Origin of the sequence: Pseudomonas sp. M5, assembly GCF_016907075.1 — a bacterium.
Taxonomy (GTDB): Bacteria; Pseudomonadota; Gammaproteobacteria; order Pseudomonadales; family Pseudomonadaceae; genus Aquipseudomonas; species Aquipseudomonas putida_E.
This window is the reverse complement of sequence record NZ_JAFBBH010000001.1, coordinates 3,096,286-3,111,095: the sequence shown is the minus strand read 5'-3', so window position 1 is coordinate 3,111,095 and position 14,810 is coordinate 3,096,286. Positions and strand designations below refer to the sequence as shown.

At 58.3% G+C, this 14,810-nt stretch carries 19 protein-coding genes; 18 read left to right on the top strand and 1 reads right to left on the bottom strand.

Annotated features, from left to right (window positions below; all coding sequences use genetic code 11):
- The first annotated feature begins 2 nt into the window (after positions 1-2).
- The 16 genes from rpsN (at position 3) to bfr (ending at position 9,640) form a co-directional block, all read left to right on the top strand.
- Positions 3-308 (top strand): 30S ribosomal protein S14, encoded by a 306-nt coding sequence (rpsN, locus tag JOE27_RS14200; protein WP_012316516.1) that lies wholly within the window; start codon positions 3-5, stop codon positions 306-308.
- A gap of 208 nt (positions 309-516) precedes the next feature.
- Complete coding sequence (rpsH, locus tag JOE27_RS14195) at positions 517-909, top strand: 30S ribosomal protein S8 (protein WP_008089805.1); 393 nt, start codon at positions 517-519, stop codon at positions 907-909.
- Positions 910-921: 12 nt separating this feature from the next.
- On the top strand, positions 922-1,455 hold the full coding sequence (rplF, locus tag JOE27_RS14190) for a 50S ribosomal protein L6 (protein WP_009681972.1): 534 nt from the start codon (positions 922-924) through the stop codon (positions 1,453-1,455).
- A 10-nt stretch (positions 1,456-1,465) separates the two neighbouring features.
- Positions 1,466-1,816 carry a 50S ribosomal protein L18 gene (gene rplR, locus JOE27_RS14185; protein WP_008089801.1) on the top strand — a complete coding sequence of 117 codons (351 nt, stop codon included), beginning with the start codon at positions 1,466-1,468 and terminating at the stop codon, positions 1,814-1,816.
- 3 nt (positions 1,817-1,819) lie between these two features.
- Positions 1,820-2,320, top strand: a complete 501-nt coding sequence (gene rpsE, locus JOE27_RS14180; RefSeq protein ID WP_003255465.1) for a 30S ribosomal protein S5 — start codon at positions 1,820-1,822, stop codon at positions 2,318-2,320.
- A 2-nt stretch (positions 2,321-2,322) separates the two neighbouring features.
- Entirely contained in the window at positions 2,323-2,499 is a 177-nt protein-coding gene (rpmD, locus tag JOE27_RS14175; protein ID WP_008089798.1) for a 50S ribosomal protein L30, read from the top strand.
- 3 nt (positions 2,500-2,502) lie between these two features.
- The gene (gene rplO, locus JOE27_RS14170) at positions 2,503-2,937 is read left to right on the top strand and encodes a 50S ribosomal protein L15 (protein ID WP_003255461.1); all 435 of its coding nucleotides are present in this window, start codon (positions 2,503-2,505) and stop codon (positions 2,935-2,937) included.
- A complete protein-coding gene (gene secY, locus JOE27_RS14165; RefSeq protein WP_003255459.1) occupies positions 2,938-4,269 on the top strand; it encodes a preprotein translocase subunit SecY in 1,332 nt (443 codons plus the stop codon).
- Between the two features lie 28 nt (positions 4,270-4,297).
- On the top strand, positions 4,298-4,414 hold the full coding sequence (rpmJ, locus tag JOE27_RS14160; protein ID WP_046788135.1) for a 50S ribosomal protein L36: 117 nt from the start codon (positions 4,298-4,300) through the stop codon (positions 4,412-4,414).
- Positions 4,415-4,545: 131 nt separating this feature from the next.
- Positions 4,546-4,902 (top strand): 30S ribosomal protein S13, encoded by a 357-nt coding sequence (gene rpsM / locus JOE27_RS14155; protein WP_012316515.1) that lies wholly within the window; start codon positions 4,546-4,548, stop codon positions 4,900-4,902.
- Positions 4,903-4,920: 18 nt separating this feature from the next.
- Entirely contained in the window at positions 4,921-5,310 is a 390-nt protein-coding gene (gene rpsK, locus JOE27_RS14150) for a 30S ribosomal protein S11 (protein WP_003255454.1), read from the top strand.
- Positions 5,311-5,325: 15 nt separating this feature from the next.
- Positions 5,326-5,946, top strand: coding sequence for a 30S ribosomal protein S4 (gene rpsD / locus JOE27_RS14145; protein ID WP_012316514.1), 621 nt, complete (start codon positions 5,326-5,328; stop codon positions 5,944-5,946).
- Positions 5,947-5,968: 22 nt separating this feature from the next.
- Positions 5,969-6,970: a DNA-directed RNA polymerase subunit alpha gene (gene rpoA / locus JOE27_RS14140; protein ID WP_003255452.1), complete on the top strand. Its 1,002-nt coding sequence runs from the start codon at positions 5,969-5,971 to the stop codon at positions 6,968-6,970.
- Between the two features lie 42 nt (positions 6,971-7,012).
- Positions 7,013-7,399 carry a 50S ribosomal protein L17 gene (rplQ, locus tag JOE27_RS14135; RefSeq protein ID WP_003255451.1) on the top strand — a complete coding sequence of 129 codons (387 nt, stop codon included), beginning with the start codon at positions 7,013-7,015 and terminating at the stop codon, positions 7,397-7,399.
- Positions 7,400-7,571: 172 nt separating this feature from the next.
- Entirely contained in the window at positions 7,572-9,011 is a 1,440-nt protein-coding gene (locus JOE27_RS14130) for a catalase (RefSeq protein ID WP_204919008.1), read from the top strand.
- Between the two features lie 164 nt (positions 9,012-9,175).
- Positions 9,176-9,640, top strand: coding sequence for a bacterioferritin (gene bfr, locus JOE27_RS14125; RefSeq protein WP_012316512.1), 465 nt, complete (start codon positions 9,176-9,178; stop codon positions 9,638-9,640).
- 70 nt (positions 9,641-9,710) lie between these two features.
- Here bfr and uvrA read toward each other — a convergent pair whose 3' ends face one another.
- Positions 9,711-12,545: an excinuclease ABC subunit UvrA gene (gene uvrA / locus JOE27_RS14120; RefSeq protein WP_177433171.1), complete on the bottom strand. Its 2,835-nt coding sequence runs from the start codon at positions 12,543-12,545 to the stop codon at positions 9,711-9,713.
- A 129-nt stretch (positions 12,546-12,674) separates the two neighbouring features.
- On the opposite strand from uvrA, the gene JOE27_RS14115 reads away from it, so the two are divergent.
- Both JOE27_RS14115 and JOE27_RS14110 read left to right on the top strand, forming a co-directional pair.
- Positions 12,675-14,069 (top strand): MFS transporter, encoded by a 1,395-nt coding sequence (locus tag JOE27_RS14115; RefSeq protein ID WP_046788131.1) that lies wholly within the window; start codon positions 12,675-12,677, stop codon positions 14,067-14,069.
- 9 nt (positions 14,070-14,078) lie between these two features.
- On the top strand, positions 14,079-14,630 hold the full coding sequence (locus tag JOE27_RS14110; RefSeq protein ID WP_012316509.1) for a single-stranded DNA-binding protein: 552 nt from the start codon (positions 14,079-14,081) through the stop codon (positions 14,628-14,630).
- The last annotated feature ends 180 nt before the right edge of the window (positions 14,631-14,810 follow it).

The following is a 14,810-nucleotide window of genomic DNA, read 5'->3' as shown; positions in this document are numbered from 1 at the left end:
AAATGGCCAAGAAGAGCATGAAAAACCGCGAGCTGAAGCGTCAGCTCACGGTAGCCAAGTTCGCCAAAAAGCGTGCTGAGCTGAAAGCGACCATCGTCAACCTGAACGCCTCTCCTGAAGAGCGTTTCGCTGCCGTTGTCGCTCTGCAGAAGCAGCCACGTGATGCCAGCGCTGCGCGTCTGCGCAACCGTTGCCGCCTGACCGGTCGTCCTCACGGTGTATACCGTAAGTTCGGCCTGGGCCGTAACATGCTGCGTCAAGCCGCAATGCGCGGTGACGTACCAGGTCTGGTCAAGGCCTCCTGGTAATCGCTGCAGGTGTGACCCTGGCGGAAGGGGGGTAATCTTCCGACCGCCGGTGTTCTCGCCAACAAACAAGCCCCTTCATGGGGCTTGTTTCGTTTCTGTCTTGTGTCTAGAATGACCGGCTCACCTGAGCCCGGGTTTTTACCCTGCCTGCTTGGGTGGTTGTGATAGCCGCAAGGCTAATAATTCTTGTATCAGGAGCATCTAGCCCATGAGTATGCAGGACCCGTTAGCGGACATGCTAACTCGCATCCGTAATGCCCAGATGGCTGAAAAGTCCGTCGTAAGCATGCCTTCCTCCACTCTGAAGGTCGCGGTTGCCAAAGTTCTGAAAGACGAAGGTTACATCGCTGGCTACCAGGTTACTGGTGAGGCCAAGCCGTCCCTGTCGATCGAACTCAAGTACTTCGAAGGCCGTCCGGTCATCGAGGAACTGAAGCGTTCCAGCCGTCCTGGCCTGCGCCAGTACAAGTCCGTCACAGACCTGCCGAAAGTTCGTGGCGGCCTGGGCGTGTCTATCGTCTCCACCAACAAAGGTGTGATGACTGACCGCGCTGCGCGCGCTGCCGGTGTCGGCGGCGAAGTTCTGTGCACAGTGTTCTAAGGGGAGATAGGCATGTCTCGCGTCGCTAAGAACCCCGTTAAGCTGCCAGCTGGTGTCGAAGTCAAATTCGCCGGTCAGCAGCTTTCGGTGAAGGGTGCCAAAGGCACTCTCGAACTGAACGTTCACTCGTCTGTTGAAGTTACCGAAGAGTCCGGCGAACTGCGTTTCGTCGCTCGCAACGGTGATCAGCAAGCTCGCGCCATGGCCGGTACTACCCGTGCTCTGGTCAACAACATGGTCCAGGGCGTAAGCCAAGGCTTTGAGCGCAAGCTCCAGCTGGTCGGTGTTGGTTACAAGGCACAGGCTAAAGGCACCGTCCTGAACCTGGCTCTGGGCTTCTCGCATCCAGTGGACTACGAACTGCCAGCCGGTATCACTGCTGAAACTCCCAGCCAAACCGACATCCTGATCAAGGGTATCGACAAGCAGCTGGTAGGTCAGGTGGCCGCTGAAATCCGCGACTTCCGTCCGCCAGAGCCTTACAAAGGCAAGGGTGTGCGTTACGCGGACGAAGTAGTCCGTCGTAAAGAAGCCAAGAAGAAGTAGGGCCTAGCAAATGACCGACAAAAAAGTTACTCGACTGCGTCGCGCTCGCAAAGCACGTCTCAAGATGCACGAACTCGAAGTCGTGCGCCTGTGCGTGTTCCGCTCCTCGCAGCACATCTACGCCCAGGTCATTTCGGCCGACGGCAGCAAGGTTTTGGCAAGCGCCTCGACCTTGGACAAAGACCTGCGTGATGGCGCCACTGGCAACATCGACGCGGCCACTAAGGTTGGCAAGCTGGTAGCTGAGCGTGCGAAAGCCGCCGGTGTATCTCAAGTTGCCTTTGACCGTTCCGGCTTCAAGTACCATGGCCGCGTCAAAGCGCTGGCTGATGCTGCTCGTGAAGGCGGGCTGGAGTTCTAAGTTATGGCAAATAACGATCAAAAGCGCGACGAAGGCTACATCGAGAAGCTGGTTCAAGTTAACCGCGTAGCTAAAACCGTTAAAGGCGGCCGTATCTTCACCTTCACCGCGCTGACCGTGGTTGGTGATGGTAAAGGTCGCGTCGGCTTCGGCCGTGGCAAATCGCGCGAAGTACCTGCCGCGATTCAGAAAGCCATGGAAGCTGCTCGTCGCAACATGATCCAGGTTGACCTGAAGGGCACCACCCTGCAGTACGCCACCAAGGCCGCCCACGGCGCCTCGAAGGTTTACATGCAGCCTGCTTCGGAAGGTACCGGTATCATCGCCGGCGGCGCCATGCGTGCTGTCCTGGAAGTTGCTGGTGTTCAGAACGTCCTGGCCAAGTGCTACGGTTCGACCAACCCAGTGAACGTGGTTTACGCCACCTTCAAGGGTCTGAAAGCCATGCAATCTCCTGAGTCCATTGCTGCCAAGCGCGGCAAGAGCGTTGAGGAGATCTTCTGATCATGGCAACCGTAAAAGTAACGCTGATCAAGAGCGTCTCGGGCCGTATCCCTAACCACAAACTGTGCGTTAAAGGTCTGGGTCTGCGTCGCATCGGTCACACTGTAGAAGTCCAGGATACTCCCGAGAACCGCGGGATGATCAACAAGGCTTACTACATGCTGCGCGTCGAGGGTTAATCGATGAAACTCAATGATCTGAGTCCAGCGCCGGGTTCCCGTCGCGAAAAGCATCGTCCGGGTCGTGGTATCGGTAGCGGTCTGGGCAAGACCGGCGGCCGTGGCCACAAAGGTCAGACCTCCCGTTCGGGTGGTTCGATCGCTCCGGGCTTCGAAGGCGGTCAACAGCCGCTGCACCGTCGCCTGCCGAAGTTCGGCTTCGTTTCCCTGAAGGCCATGGACCGCGCAGAAGTGCGTCTGTCCGAGCTGGCCAAAGTGGAAGGCGACGTGATCTCCGTGCAATCCCTGAAGGATGCCAACGTGATCAACCAGCACATTCAGCGTGTGAAAATCATGCTGTCTGGCGAAGTTACTCGCGCAGTCACCATCAAGGGTATCGCAGCCACCAAGGGTGCGCGTGCGGCTATCGAAGCAGCTGGCGGCAAATTCGAGGAATAAATGGCTAAGCAAGGTGCTCTCTCTTCGCTCGGTAAGGGCGGGATGTCGGAACTCTGGGCTCGTCTGCGCTTTCTGTTCATGGCGATCATCGTCTATCGGATAGGTGCGCATATCCCGGTTCCAGGCATCAATCCGGACCGTCTGGCGGATCTGTTTCGGCAGAATGAGGGGACCATTCTTAGCTTGTTCAACATGTTTTCCGGTGGCGCGCTTGAGCGCATGAGCATCTTTGCATTGGGGATCATGCCGTACATCTCGGCATCGATCATCATGCAGCTGATGACCGCGGTCAGCCCGCAACTGGAGCAGTTGAAGAAGGAAGGTGAAGCTGGCCGTCGCAAGATCAGCCAGTACACCCGCTACGGCACCGTTATTCTGGCGCTGGTTCAAGCCATTGGCATGTCCATTGGCTTGGCCAACCAGGGCGTGGCGTTTTCTGCGGGCCTTGGCTTCCATGTCGTCGCGGTTTCCACGTTTGTGGCAGGCGCGATGTTCATGATGTGGCTGGGTGAGCAGATCACCGAGCGCGGTGTGGGCAACGGTATCTCGATGTTGATCTTCGCAGGTATCGTTGCCGGTCTTCCGAGAGCAATCGGGCAGTCTTTCGAGTCTGCGCGCACAGGCGATATCAACATTTTCGCCCTGGTCGCTATCGGTTTGCTGGCAGTAGCGATTATCGGTTTCGTGGTGTTCATTGAGCGTGGTCAGCGTCGTATCGCCGTTCACTACGCCAAGCGTCAGCAGGGCCGCAAGGTCTTTGCAGCGCAGACCAGCCACTTGCCGCTTAAAGTGAACATGGCGGGGGTTATCCCGGCCATTTTCGCGAGCAGCATTCTGCTGTTCCCGGCTTCGCTGGGTGCCTGGTTCGGTCAGTCCGAAGGTATGGGCTGGCTGCAGGACATCTCGCAGTCGATCGCTCCTGGTCAGCCGTTGAACATTCTGCTGTTTAGTGCAGGGATCATTTTCTTCTGCTTCTTCTACACAGCGTTGATGTTCAACCCGAAAGACGTAGCGGAAAACCTGAAGAAGTCCGGTGCCTTTATTCCGGGTATCCGTCCTGGTGAGCAGTCGGCGCGCTACATTGATGGCGTTCTGACTCGTTTGACCATGTTCGGTGCTCTTTACATGATGGCCGTCTGCCTTCTGCCCCAGTTCCTGGTGGTGGCAGCAAATGTGCCGTTCTACCTTGGCGGGACCTCGTTGCTGATTGTGGTAGTGGTTGTGATGGACTTCATGTCCCAAGTACAATCGCACCTCGTTTCGCACCAGTACGAATCCCTGATGAAGAAAGCCAACCTGAAAGGCTACGGTGGCAGCGGTTTGCTGCGCTGATACGCCCCTAAGGTTCGAGGAGTCGGTAATGAAAGTTCGTGCATCGGTGAAAAAGCTGTGCCGCAACTGCAAGATCATCCGTCGCGAAGGCGTCGTACGAGTGATCTGCAGCTCGGAACCGCGTCACAAACAGCGCCAAGGCTGAGTGTGATCTGCGTTTCAAACCCAGCAGCTAGTGTGCTGCTGGGTTGATTATTCGTTTCTACAGCGATATTATCTCGCGCCCTATTTCTTGGCTTCCGGGGCGTAGGTAGCTGTCAATTGGAGTCCCACTGAATGGCCCGTATTGCAGGCGTCAACATTCCAGATAACAAGCATACTGTTATCTCGCTGACCTACATCTATGGTGTCGGTCGCACAACTGCACAGAAGATCTGTGCAGATGCTGGTGTAAATCCAGCCGCTAAGATCAAGGATCTGAGCGACGAGCAAATCGAAACCCTGCGTGGCGAAGTTGCGAAGTTCACCACCGAAGGTGACCTGCGTCGTGACGTCAACATGAAGATCAAGCGCTTGATGGACCTGGGTTGCTACCGCGGCCTGCGTCATCGTAAAGGTCTGCCGGTTCGCGGTCAGCGCACCAAGACCAACGCACGCACCCGTAAGGGCCCGCGTAAGCCGATCCGCAAGTAATCGCCCAGGAATATAGACATGGCAAAACCTGCTGCTCGTCCTCGTAAGAAAGTCAAAAAGACAGTGGTTGATGGCATCGCCCACATCCATGCGTCTTTCAACAACACCATCGTGACCATCACCGACCGTCAGGGCAATGCTTTGTCCTGGGCGACCTCCGGTGGTTCGGGTTTCCGTGGTTCGCGCAAATCCACCCCGTTCGCAGCTCAGATCGCTGCTGAGCGTGCTGGTCAAGCTGCGCTGGAATACGGTCTTAAGAACCTCGACGTAAACGTCAAGGGTCCAGGTCCAGGTCGTGAGTCCGCCGTTCGTGCATTGAACAGCTGCGGCTACAAGATCGCCAGCATCACCGACGTGACGCCAATCCCGCACAACGGGTGCCGTCCGCCGAAGAAGCGCCGCGTGTAATCAGGAGACAGAAGAATGGCACGTTACATTGGTCCAAAATGCAAACTGTCTCGTCGTGAAGGCACCGACCTGTTCCTGAAGAGCGGCGTTCGCGCTCTGGAATCGAAGTGCAACATCGAAGCAGCCCCAGGTATCCACGGCCAGCGCCGTGGCCGTCAGTCCGACTACGGTACCCAGCTGCGCGAGAAACAAAAAGTCCGTCGTATCTACGGTGTTCTGGAGCGTCAGTTCCGCGGTTACTACCAGGCTGCTGCCTCGAAAAAAGGCGCAACCGGTGAGAACCTGCTGCAACTGCTCGAGTGCCGTCTGGATAACGTCGTCTACCGTATGGGCTTCGGCTCGACTCGTTCCGAGTCCCGTCAGCTGGTTTCGCACAAAGCGATCAGCGTCAACGGTAAGACTGTAAACATTCCATCCTACCAAGTTCGTCCGGGTGACGTGGTCGCGGTTCGCGAGAAGTCGTCGAACCAGCTGCGCATTGTTCAAGCCCTTGAACTGTGCGCCCAGCGTGGCCGCGTTGAGTGGGTAGACGTAGATTCCGCTAAGAAGTCGGGCGTTTTCAAGAACGTTCCTGCTCGCGGCGACCTGTCTGCCGACATCAACGAAAACCTGATTGTCGAGCTCTACTCCAAGTAAGGGCTAGAAAATAGGTGCATCCATGCAGATTTCGGTAAATGAGTTCCTGACTCCCCGCCATATTGATGTGCAGGTAGTCAGTCCGACCCGCGCCAAGATCACGCTCGAGCCTCTCGAGCGTGGCTTCGGCCATACCCTGGGCAACGCGCTGCGCCGCATCCTGTTGTCCTCCATGCCTGGCTGTGCAGTAGTCGAGGCCGAGATCGATGGCGTACTCCATGAGTACTCCGCGATCGAAGGTGTACAGGAAGACGTAATTGAAATCCTGTTGAACCTTAAAGGCCTGGCTATCAAACTGCACGGTCGTGACGAAGTTACGCTGACCTTGTCGAAAAAGGGTTCGGGGGTGGTTACCGCTGCCGATATTCAGCTGGATCACGATGTCGAGATCGTCAACCCCGATCACGTAATCGCGAACCTGGCGTCCAACGGCGCCCTGAACATGAAGCTCACTGTAGCTCGTGGTCGCGGTTACGAGCCGGCTGACTCCCGTCAAACCGACGAAGACGAAAGCCGTAGCATTGGCCGTCTGCAGCTGGACGCTTCGTTCAGCCCGGTGCGTCGTATCGCCTATGTGGTCGAGAACGCCCGTGTTGAACAGCGTACCAACCTGGACAAGCTGGTCATTGATCTGGAAACCAACGGCACCCTGGATCCTGAAGAGGCTATCCGCCGCGCTGCGACCATCCTGCAACAGCAGTTGGCCGCGTTCGTCGACCTCAAAGGTGACAGCGAGCCTGTCGTAGTCGAGCAGGAAGACGAGATCGATCCGATCCTGCTGCGTCCGGTTGACGACCTGGAACTGACTGTACGTTCGGCCAACTGCCTCAAGGCGGAGAACATCTACTACATCGGCGACCTGATTCAGCGTACCGAAGTAGAGTTGTTGAAGACTCCTAACCTGGGCAAGAAGTCCCTGACTGAAATCAAGGACGTGCTGGCCTCTCGTGGTCTGTCTCTCGGCATGCGCCTCGACAACTGGCCGCCTGCAAGTCTTAAGAAAGACGACAAGGCGACCGCCTGATCGTCGTAATCACCGAACGTAGTGTTTGGTAAGGAATGAATCATGCGTCATCGTAAAAGTGGACGTCACCTGAGCCGTACCAGCTCTCACCGCAAAGCTATGTTCCAGAACATGGCTGTGTCGCTGATCGAGCACGAGCTGATCAAAACCACCCTGCCGAAAGCCAAGGAACTGCGCCGCGTTGCCGAGCCGCTGATCACCCTGGCCAAGGAAGACAGCGTTGCTAACCGCCGTCTGGCCTTCGACCGTACCCGTTCGAAGTCGGCTGTTGGCAAACTGTTCAACGATCTGGGCAAGCGTTACGCCACCCGTCAGGGCGGCTACCTGCGCATCCTGAAGTGCGGTTTCCGCGCTGGCGACAACGCGCCTATGGCGTACGTCGAGCTGGTTGATCGTCCAGTCGGTGGTGCTGTAGAAGCTGCCGAGTAAGACGTTCTGTCTGCTACAAAAAACCGGGCCTAGTGCCCGGTTTTTTGTTTCTGCAGGTATTGTTTATTTCTATTGATACAAGACATGTAATGAATTTGTTTTGAAACAACCGCTCGTCGATACTCCTATCCAAGCCGATTCGCCGGCAGTCCAAGACCGATATGGAGAGCCCATGAGCAAGATTCTCACCACCGCCAGCGGTGCCCCCGTAGCTGACAACCAGAATTCCCGCTCTGCTGGCCCGCGCGGCCCGCTGCTGCTCGACGATTTCCACCTGATCGAGAAACTCGCTCACTTCAACCGAGAGAACATCCCTGAACGGCGTGTACACGCCAAGGGCTCCGGAGCCTATGGCACCTTTACAGTCACCCAGGACATCACTCGATATACCAAGGCCAAGCTGTTCGACACGATTGGTAAGCAGACTGAAACCTTCCTGCGTTTTTCTACCGTCGGTGGCGAGCGCGGTTCGGCAGATACCGAGCGTGATCCTCGTGGCTTTGCAGTAAAGTTTTACACCGAGGAAGGCAACTGGGACATCGTGGGTAACAACACCCCGGTTTTCTTCATTCGTGACCCGCTCAAATTCCCGGACTTTATTCACACCCAGAAGCGCCACCCACAAACCAACCTGAAGAACGCCCAGATGATGTGGGACTTCTGGTCGCATTCGCCGGAGGCGTTGCACCAGGTCACCATCCTGTTCTCTGATCGTGGCATCCCGGACGGCTACCGCCACATGCACGGCTTCGGCAGCCACACCTATAGCCTGATCAGCGCTGCTGGCGAGCGTACCTGGGTCAAATGGCACTTCAAGACCCAACAAGGCATCAAGAACCTTACGCCCGCCGATGCTGCGCGCCTGGCCGGTACAGACCCTGACTACGCCCAGCGCGACCTGTTCGAGGCCATCGAACGCGCAGACTACCCGCGTTGGACCGTGTGCATTCAGGTCATGACTGAAGAGGAGGCGGCCAGTCGCGATGAAAATCCGTTCGATGTGACCAAGACCTGGTCGCAGAAGGACTATCCGTTGATCGAGGTAGGTGTGCTGGAACTTAACCGCAACCCGCTCAACTATTTCGCCGAAGTCGAGCAGGCAGCGTTTGGCCCGAGCAACATGGTGCCGGGCGTGGGGCTTTCGCCAGATCGCATGCTGCAGGGCCGCGTGTTCGCCTATGCCGATGCGCATCGCTACCGCGTGGGCACCAACCATCAGCAGTTGCCCGTCAACGCGCCACGCTGCCCGGTCAATAGCTACCAGCGTGATGGTTCGATGGCTTTTGGTAGTTATGGCGGTGCGCCCAATTACGAGCCCAACAGCTATCGCGACGCGCCTAAGCAGTCGCCTGACCATGGCGAACCAGTATTGGCCCTCAATGGAGCAGCTGATCGCTACGATCACCGTGAAGACAACGACTATTACAGCCACGCCGGTGCACTGTTCCGCTTGATGAGCGATGAGCAAAAGGCACTGCTGATCAGCAATATCGCTGGAACCATGGCGGGCGTCAGTGAAGATGTCATCCAGCGTCAGTTGCAGTACTTCTTCAGGGCTGACCCAGCCTACGGTGAAGGCATCGCCAAGGCATTGGGCGTGAGTCTCGCCTAACTCGAAGTGATAAGAAGAACCGCCCTCATTTGGGCGGTTTTTCAATGAATATCACTACTGTTTACCCGATTTTTTGCCCCTGATTGCGCAGTTTTCAGTGACCGCAAGCAATTCCTGGTTCAAACTATGTTTCATTAGACGTATCCACACGGAGAATCAGGGCGATGCAAGGTCACCCGGACGTAATCAATTATCTCGTCACGTTGCTGAAGGGCGAACTGGCCGCACGCGATCAGTACTTCATTCACTCGCGCATGTACGAAGACTGGGGCCTGTCCAAGCTCTACGAACGCATCAACCATGAGATGGAAGAGGAAACCCAGCACGCCGATGCGCTGATGCGGCGTATCCTCATGCTCGAAGGCACCCCCGATATGCGCGCGGATGACCTGGAAGTGGGCAGTACCGTGCCCGAAATGATCGAAGCGGACCTCAAGCTTGAGTACAAGGTTCGTGCCGCCCTGTGCAAGGGCATCGAGCTGTGCGAGCTGCACAAGGACTACATCAGTCGCGATATCCTGCGTGCCCAGCTGGCCGATACCGAAGAAGATCACACCTATTGGCTTGAGAAGCAGCAGGGCCTGATCAAGGCCATCGGCCTGGAAAACTACCTGCAGTCGCAGATGTAAGTTATCCACAGACTAAAAAAAGAGCCCCTGGCACCATCGGTAACCAGGGGCTTTTTCATGCACAGGCAGATCAGGCCCGGTCACGCTCCAGAAGCGGTTTGAGATAGTGCCCTGTGTACGACTGCTTCATCTTTGCCAGCTCTTCCGGTGTACCGCTGGCAATAATTTGCCCACCCTTTGAACCACCCTCCGGGCCCAGGTCAACCAACCAGTCCGCGGTCTTGATCACATCGAGGTTATGTTCGATAACCACCACGGTGTTGCCGTGGTCGCGCAGGCGATGCAACACATCCAGCAACTGCTGGATATCGGCGAAGTGCAGGCCGGTGGTCGGCTCGTCAAGGATGTACAACGTCTTGCCAGTATCGCGCTTGGACAGTTCGCGTGAGAGCTTGACCCTTTGCGCTTCACCGCCCGACAGCGTGGTCGCCGACTGCCCCAGTTTGATGTAAGACAGCCCCACATCCATCAGGGTTTGCAGCTTGCGCGCCAGGGCCGGCACCGCATCGAAGAATTCGCGAGCATCCTCGATGGTCATTTCCAGCACCTCGTGGATGTTCTTGCCCTTGTATTTGATCTCCAGGGTTTCGCGGTTGTAGCGCTTGCTCTTGCACACGTCGCACGGCACGTAGATATCTGGCAGGAAGTGCATCTCCACCTTGATCAGCCCATCGCCTTGGCACGCCTCGCAACGCCCGCCCTTGACGTTGAACGAGAAACGCCCTGGGCCGTAGCCGCGCGAGCGCGATTCCGGCACGCCGGAAAACAGCTCGCGAATCGGGGTAAAGATGCCGGTATAGGTCGCCGGGTTCGAACGCGGTGTGCGGCCGATCGGGCTCTGGTCGATATCGACAACCTTGTCCAGGTGCTGCAGGCCATCCATGTTGCTGTGCGGGGCGGCTTCCAGGCTGCTCGCACCATTGAGGGCTGTAGCGGCCAGGGGATACAGCGTGTTGTTGATCAACGTCGACTTGCCCGAGCCGGATACGCCAGTCACGCAGGTCAGCAGACCGATCGGGATTTCCAGATCAACGTTCTGTAGGTTGTTGCCACGCGCACCCTTGAGCTTGAGGGATAGCTTTTTGTCGCGGGGGGTGCGTTTGGCCGGTACAGCGATTTTCTTGCGCCCAGACAGGTACTTCCCGGTCAGCGAGTCGGGATGTGCCATGACTTCCTGAGGCGTGCCTTCGGCAACGATCTGGCCACCGTGTACGCCGGCACCCGGGCCGATGTCCACCACGTAGTCAGCCAGGCGAATGGCGTCTTCGTCGTGCTCGACCACGATCACGGTATTACCCAGATCGCGCAGGTGGTTCAGGGTGGCGAGCAGGCGGTCGTTGTCGCGTTGATGAAGACCGATGGACGGCTCATCAAGGATATACATCACCCCGACCAGCCCTGCGCCAATCTGGCTGGCAAGGCGGATCCGCTGCGCTTCGCCGCCGGACAGGGTGTCGGCACTGCGATCCAGAGTGAGGTAGTCCAGGCCGACGTTGACCAGAAACTGTAGGCGTTCGCAGATTTCCTTGAGGATCTTTGCAGCGATTTCACCGCGACGCCCGGTCAAGGTCAGCTCGCCGAAGTAGCTGCTGGCTTCACCGATAGGCAGGTTGGTCACCGCCGGCAGGGTTTTTTCGCCTACCCAGACATGACGGGCTTCCCGGCGCAGGCGGGTGCCGCGGCAGTCGGGGCAGGGCTGGGTGCCGAGGAACTTGGCCAGCTCCTCGCGCACCGTGGCCGACTCGGTCTCGCGGTAACGCCGCTCCAGGTTGGGCACGATCCCTTCGAACGGGTGCGAACGCTTGACGATATCGCCACGGTCGTTCAGGTACTTGAAGTCGACGCTCTGCTTGCCGCTGCCTTGCAGGATCACTTTCTGGTGTTCGGCCGACAGCTCGCCGAACGGCTCCTCCAGGCTGAAGCCGTAATGCGCTGCCAGCGAGCCAAGCATCTGGAAGTAATAGACGTTGCGCCGATCCCAGCCGCGGATAGCACCCTCGGCCAATGTCAGCTCGCTGTTGACCAGACGCTTGATATCGAAAAATTGCTTCACCCCCAGGCCGTCGCAGGTCGGGCAGGCGCCGGCCGGGTTGTTGAAGGAGAACAGCTTGGGCTCCAGCTCGCTGATCGCATGGCCGCAGACCGGGCAGGCGAAGCGGGCGGAGAAGATCGTCTCTTCGCCTTCCTCATCGTCCATCGGTGCAACCAGGGCGATGCCGTCGGCCAGCTTGAGAGCGGTCTCGAATGACTCGGCAAGGCGTTGTTGCAGGTCGGCGCGGACCTTGAAGCGGTCCACTACCACATCGATGCTGTGCTTCTTCTGCTTGTCCAGCTTGGGCAGTTCGTCGAGTTCGTAGAGCTTGCCGTTGACGCGTGCCCGAACGAAGCCCTGGGCACGCAATTCGTCGAACACGGCCAGGTGCTCACCCTTGCGCTCGCGGATCACCGGTGCCAGCAGCATCAGCTTGCTGCCTTCCGGGCGCTCCAGCACCAGGTCGACCATCTGGCTGATGGTCTGCGCCTCCAGCGGAATGTCGTGGTCCGGGCAGCGCGGCGTACCCACGCGAGCATAAAGCAGGCGTAGGTAGTCGTAGATTTCGGTGATGGTACCTACCGTCGAACGCGGGTTGTGCGAAGTCGACTTCTGCTCGATGGAGATGGCGGGCGACAGGCCTTCGATGGTGTCGACGTCAGGCTTTTCCATCATCGACAGGAATTGCCGGGCGTAGGCCGACAGCGATTCCACATAGCGGCGCTGACCCTCGGCGTACAAGGTATCGAATGCCAGGGAAGACTTCCCCGACCCGGACAAGCCGGTGATCACGATCAGCTTGTCCCGCGGCAGGGTCAGGTCGATGTTCTTCAGGTTGTGGGTACGTGCCCCACGAATCAGGATCTTGTCCACTGCGGCCTCGCTTGGCGGGCATAAACAAGGAAGTATACGGCGCGCTGCCAGTACGCGGCAAAGCGTCGCGTAGATGCCGTCAAGCTGTCGGACTGATAGAATCGCCGCCGGTTCACACGAGGTTAATCCATGCACGACACCCACAACGAGCGCATGAGTGGCAGCGAAACGCGCGCCGCTGGCGGCCTGGCCCTGGTCTTTGCCTTTCGTATGCTGGGCATGTTCATGGTCCTGCCGGTGCTGGCCACTTACGGCATGGACATGGCCGGCGCCACGCCCGCGCTGATCGGCCTGGCCATCGGTGCCTATGGCCTGACCCAGGCGTTTTTTCAGATCCCGTTCGGGATGATTTCCGACCGCATCGGGCGACGTCCGGTGATCTATCTGGGCCTGGTGATCTTCGCCCTGGGCAGTGTGCTGGCGGCTCAAGCCGACTCCATCTGGGGCGTGATTGCCGGGCGCATTCTGCAAGGCGCCGGGGCAATTTCTGCTGCAGTCATGGCGCTGCTGTCCGACCTGACCCGCGAGCAGCACCGTACCAAGGCCATGGCCATGATCGGCATGAGCATCGGCCTGTCGTTCGCCGTGGCGATGGTCGTCGGCCCGCTTCTCACCAGCGCCTTCGGCCTGTCAGGATTGTTCCTCGCCACGGCAGGACTTGCCCTGGTCGGCATTTTGCTGATCGCTTTTGTCGTGCCCAACACCCACAGCACTTTGCAGCACCGCGAGTCGGGTGTGGCGCGCCAGGCACTCGGCCCAACCCTGCGCCATCCGGACCTTCTGCGCCTGGACACCGGTATCTTCATCCTCCACGCGATCCTCATGGCGAGCTTCGTCGCGCTGCCTCTGGCCTTCGTCGAGCGCGGCGGCTTGCCCAAGGAAGAGCATTGGTGGGTATACCTGACCGCGCTGTTCATCTCATTTTTTGCAATGGTCCCGTTCATCATCTACGGCGAAAAAAAGCGCAAGATGAAACGCGTATTGGCTGGAGCGGTCAGTGTGTTGCTGCTGGTGGAGGTGTTCTTCTGGCAGTGGGCTGACAACTTGCGCGGACTGGTGATTGGCACCGTGGTATTCTTTACTGCATTCAACCTGCTGGAGGCATCGCTGCCGTCGCTGGTTAGCAAGGTGTCGCCTGCTGGCGGCAAGGGGACGGCGATGGGGGTGTATTCCACCAGCCAGTTCCTTGGCGCAGCGCTGGGTGGAATCCTTGGTGGCTGGCTGTTCCAGCACGGTGGGCTGAACACGGTGTTCCTCGGTTGCGCGGTGCTGTGTGCCGTATGGCTGGTGGTCGCGTTGCGCATGAACGAGCCGCCTTATGTGACCAGCCTGCGCATGCCACTGACGCCTGAGGCAGTCCGGGAAGCCGGCCTGACCGAGCGCCTGATGGCCGTGCCGGGTGTGACCGACGCCGTTGTGGTGGCAGAAGAAGCTGCCATCTATATCAAACTGGATACGAAAATTTTGGACCGTGCGACCCTCGAGCGTCTGGTGAACCCAGCCTCATCGGCGTGCGAAGCCTAGGAGAACGTTATGGCCCGTGGGGTTAACAAAGTCATTCTGGTCGGCACCTGTGGCCAGGATCCCGAAGTCCGCTACCTGCCCAACGGTAACGCCGTGACCAACCTGAGCCTGGCTACCAGCGAGCAGTGGACCGACAAGCAGTCGGGCCAAAAGGTCGAGCGTACCGAGTGGCACCGTGTGTCGATGTTCGGCAAGGTTGCTGAAATCGCTGGCGAATACCTGCGCAAGGGTTCGCAAGTGTACATCGAAGGCAAGCTGCAGACCCGCGAGTGGGAAAAAGACGGCATCAAGCGTTACACCACCGAAATCATCGTCGACATGCAGGGCACCATGCAGCTGCTTGGTGGCCGTCCGCAGAACCAGCAAGGTGGCGGTGACCAGTACAACCAGGGTGGTGGTAACAACTACAACCAGGGTGGCCAGCAGCAACAGTACAACCAGGCCCCACCGCGTCAGCAGGCCCCGCGCCCGCAACAGGCCCAGCAGCGCCCAGCGCCGCAACAGCCCGCGCCGCAGCCGGCTGCTGACTTTGACAGCTTTGATGACGATATTCCGTTCTAGAGCAACCCCAGGCCGGTAAGACGTCCCGCTTCATCGAAAACCCAGGGCATTTGCCCTGGGTTTTTTTTGGGAGGCTTCACGGATGGCCGGGAAGATCGGGAAGTATATGCCAAGGGCTTTTCACTGCGCCCCTGAGATCGTTGATCCCAGGGCCGGCCTGCGTTTGCCCCCGAGCCTGCG

Excerpts from the sequence above, each read along its gene's own strand:
- rpsN (WP_012316516.1), top strand. The coding sequence starts at position 3 with ATGGCCAAGAAGAGCATGAAAAACCGCGAGCTGAAGCGTCAGCTCACG.
- rpsH (WP_008089805.1), top strand. The coding sequence starts at position 517 with ATGAGTATGCAGGACCCGTTAGCGGACATGCTAACTCGCATCCGTAAT.
- rplF (WP_009681972.1), top strand. The coding sequence starts at position 922 with ATGTCTCGCGTCGCTAAGAACCCCGTTAAGCTGCCAGCTGGTGTCGAA.
- rplR (WP_008089801.1), top strand. The coding sequence starts at position 1,466 with ATGACCGACAAAAAAGTTACTCGACTGCGTCGCGCTCGCAAAGCACGT.
- rpsE (WP_003255465.1), top strand. The coding sequence starts at position 1,820 with ATGGCAAATAACGATCAAAAGCGCGACGAAGGCTACATCGAGAAGCTG.
- rpmD (WP_008089798.1), top strand. The coding sequence starts at position 2,323 with ATGGCAACCGTAAAAGTAACGCTGATCAAGAGCGTCTCGGGCCGTATC.
- rplO (WP_003255461.1), top strand. The coding sequence starts at position 2,503 with ATGAAACTCAATGATCTGAGTCCAGCGCCGGGTTCCCGTCGCGAAAAG.
- secY (WP_003255459.1), top strand. The coding sequence starts at position 2,938 with ATGGCTAAGCAAGGTGCTCTCTCTTCGCTCGGTAAGGGCGGGATGTCG.
- rpmJ (WP_046788135.1), top strand. The coding sequence starts at position 4,298 with ATGAAAGTTCGTGCATCGGTGAAAAAGCTGTGCCGCAACTGCAAGATC.
- rpsM (WP_012316515.1), top strand. The coding sequence starts at position 4,546 with ATGGCCCGTATTGCAGGCGTCAACATTCCAGATAACAAGCATACTGTT.
- rpsK (WP_003255454.1), top strand. The coding sequence starts at position 4,921 with ATGGCAAAACCTGCTGCTCGTCCTCGTAAGAAAGTCAAAAAGACAGTG.
- rpsD (WP_012316514.1), top strand. The coding sequence starts at position 5,326 with ATGGCACGTTACATTGGTCCAAAATGCAAACTGTCTCGTCGTGAAGGC.
- rpoA (WP_003255452.1), top strand. The coding sequence starts at position 5,969 with ATGCAGATTTCGGTAAATGAGTTCCTGACTCCCCGCCATATTGATGTG.
- rplQ (WP_003255451.1), top strand. The coding sequence starts at position 7,013 with ATGCGTCATCGTAAAAGTGGACGTCACCTGAGCCGTACCAGCTCTCAC.
- JOE27_RS14130 (WP_204919008.1), top strand. The coding sequence starts at position 7,572 with ATGAGCAAGATTCTCACCACCGCCAGCGGTGCCCCCGTAGCTGACAAC.
- bfr (WP_012316512.1), top strand. The coding sequence starts at position 9,176 with ATGCAAGGTCACCCGGACGTAATCAATTATCTCGTCACGTTGCTGAAG.
- JOE27_RS14115 (WP_046788131.1), top strand. The coding sequence starts at position 12,675 with ATGCACGACACCCACAACGAGCGCATGAGTGGCAGCGAAACGCGCGCC.
- JOE27_RS14110 (WP_012316509.1), top strand. The coding sequence starts at position 14,079 with ATGGCCCGTGGGGTTAACAAAGTCATTCTGGTCGGCACCTGTGGCCAG.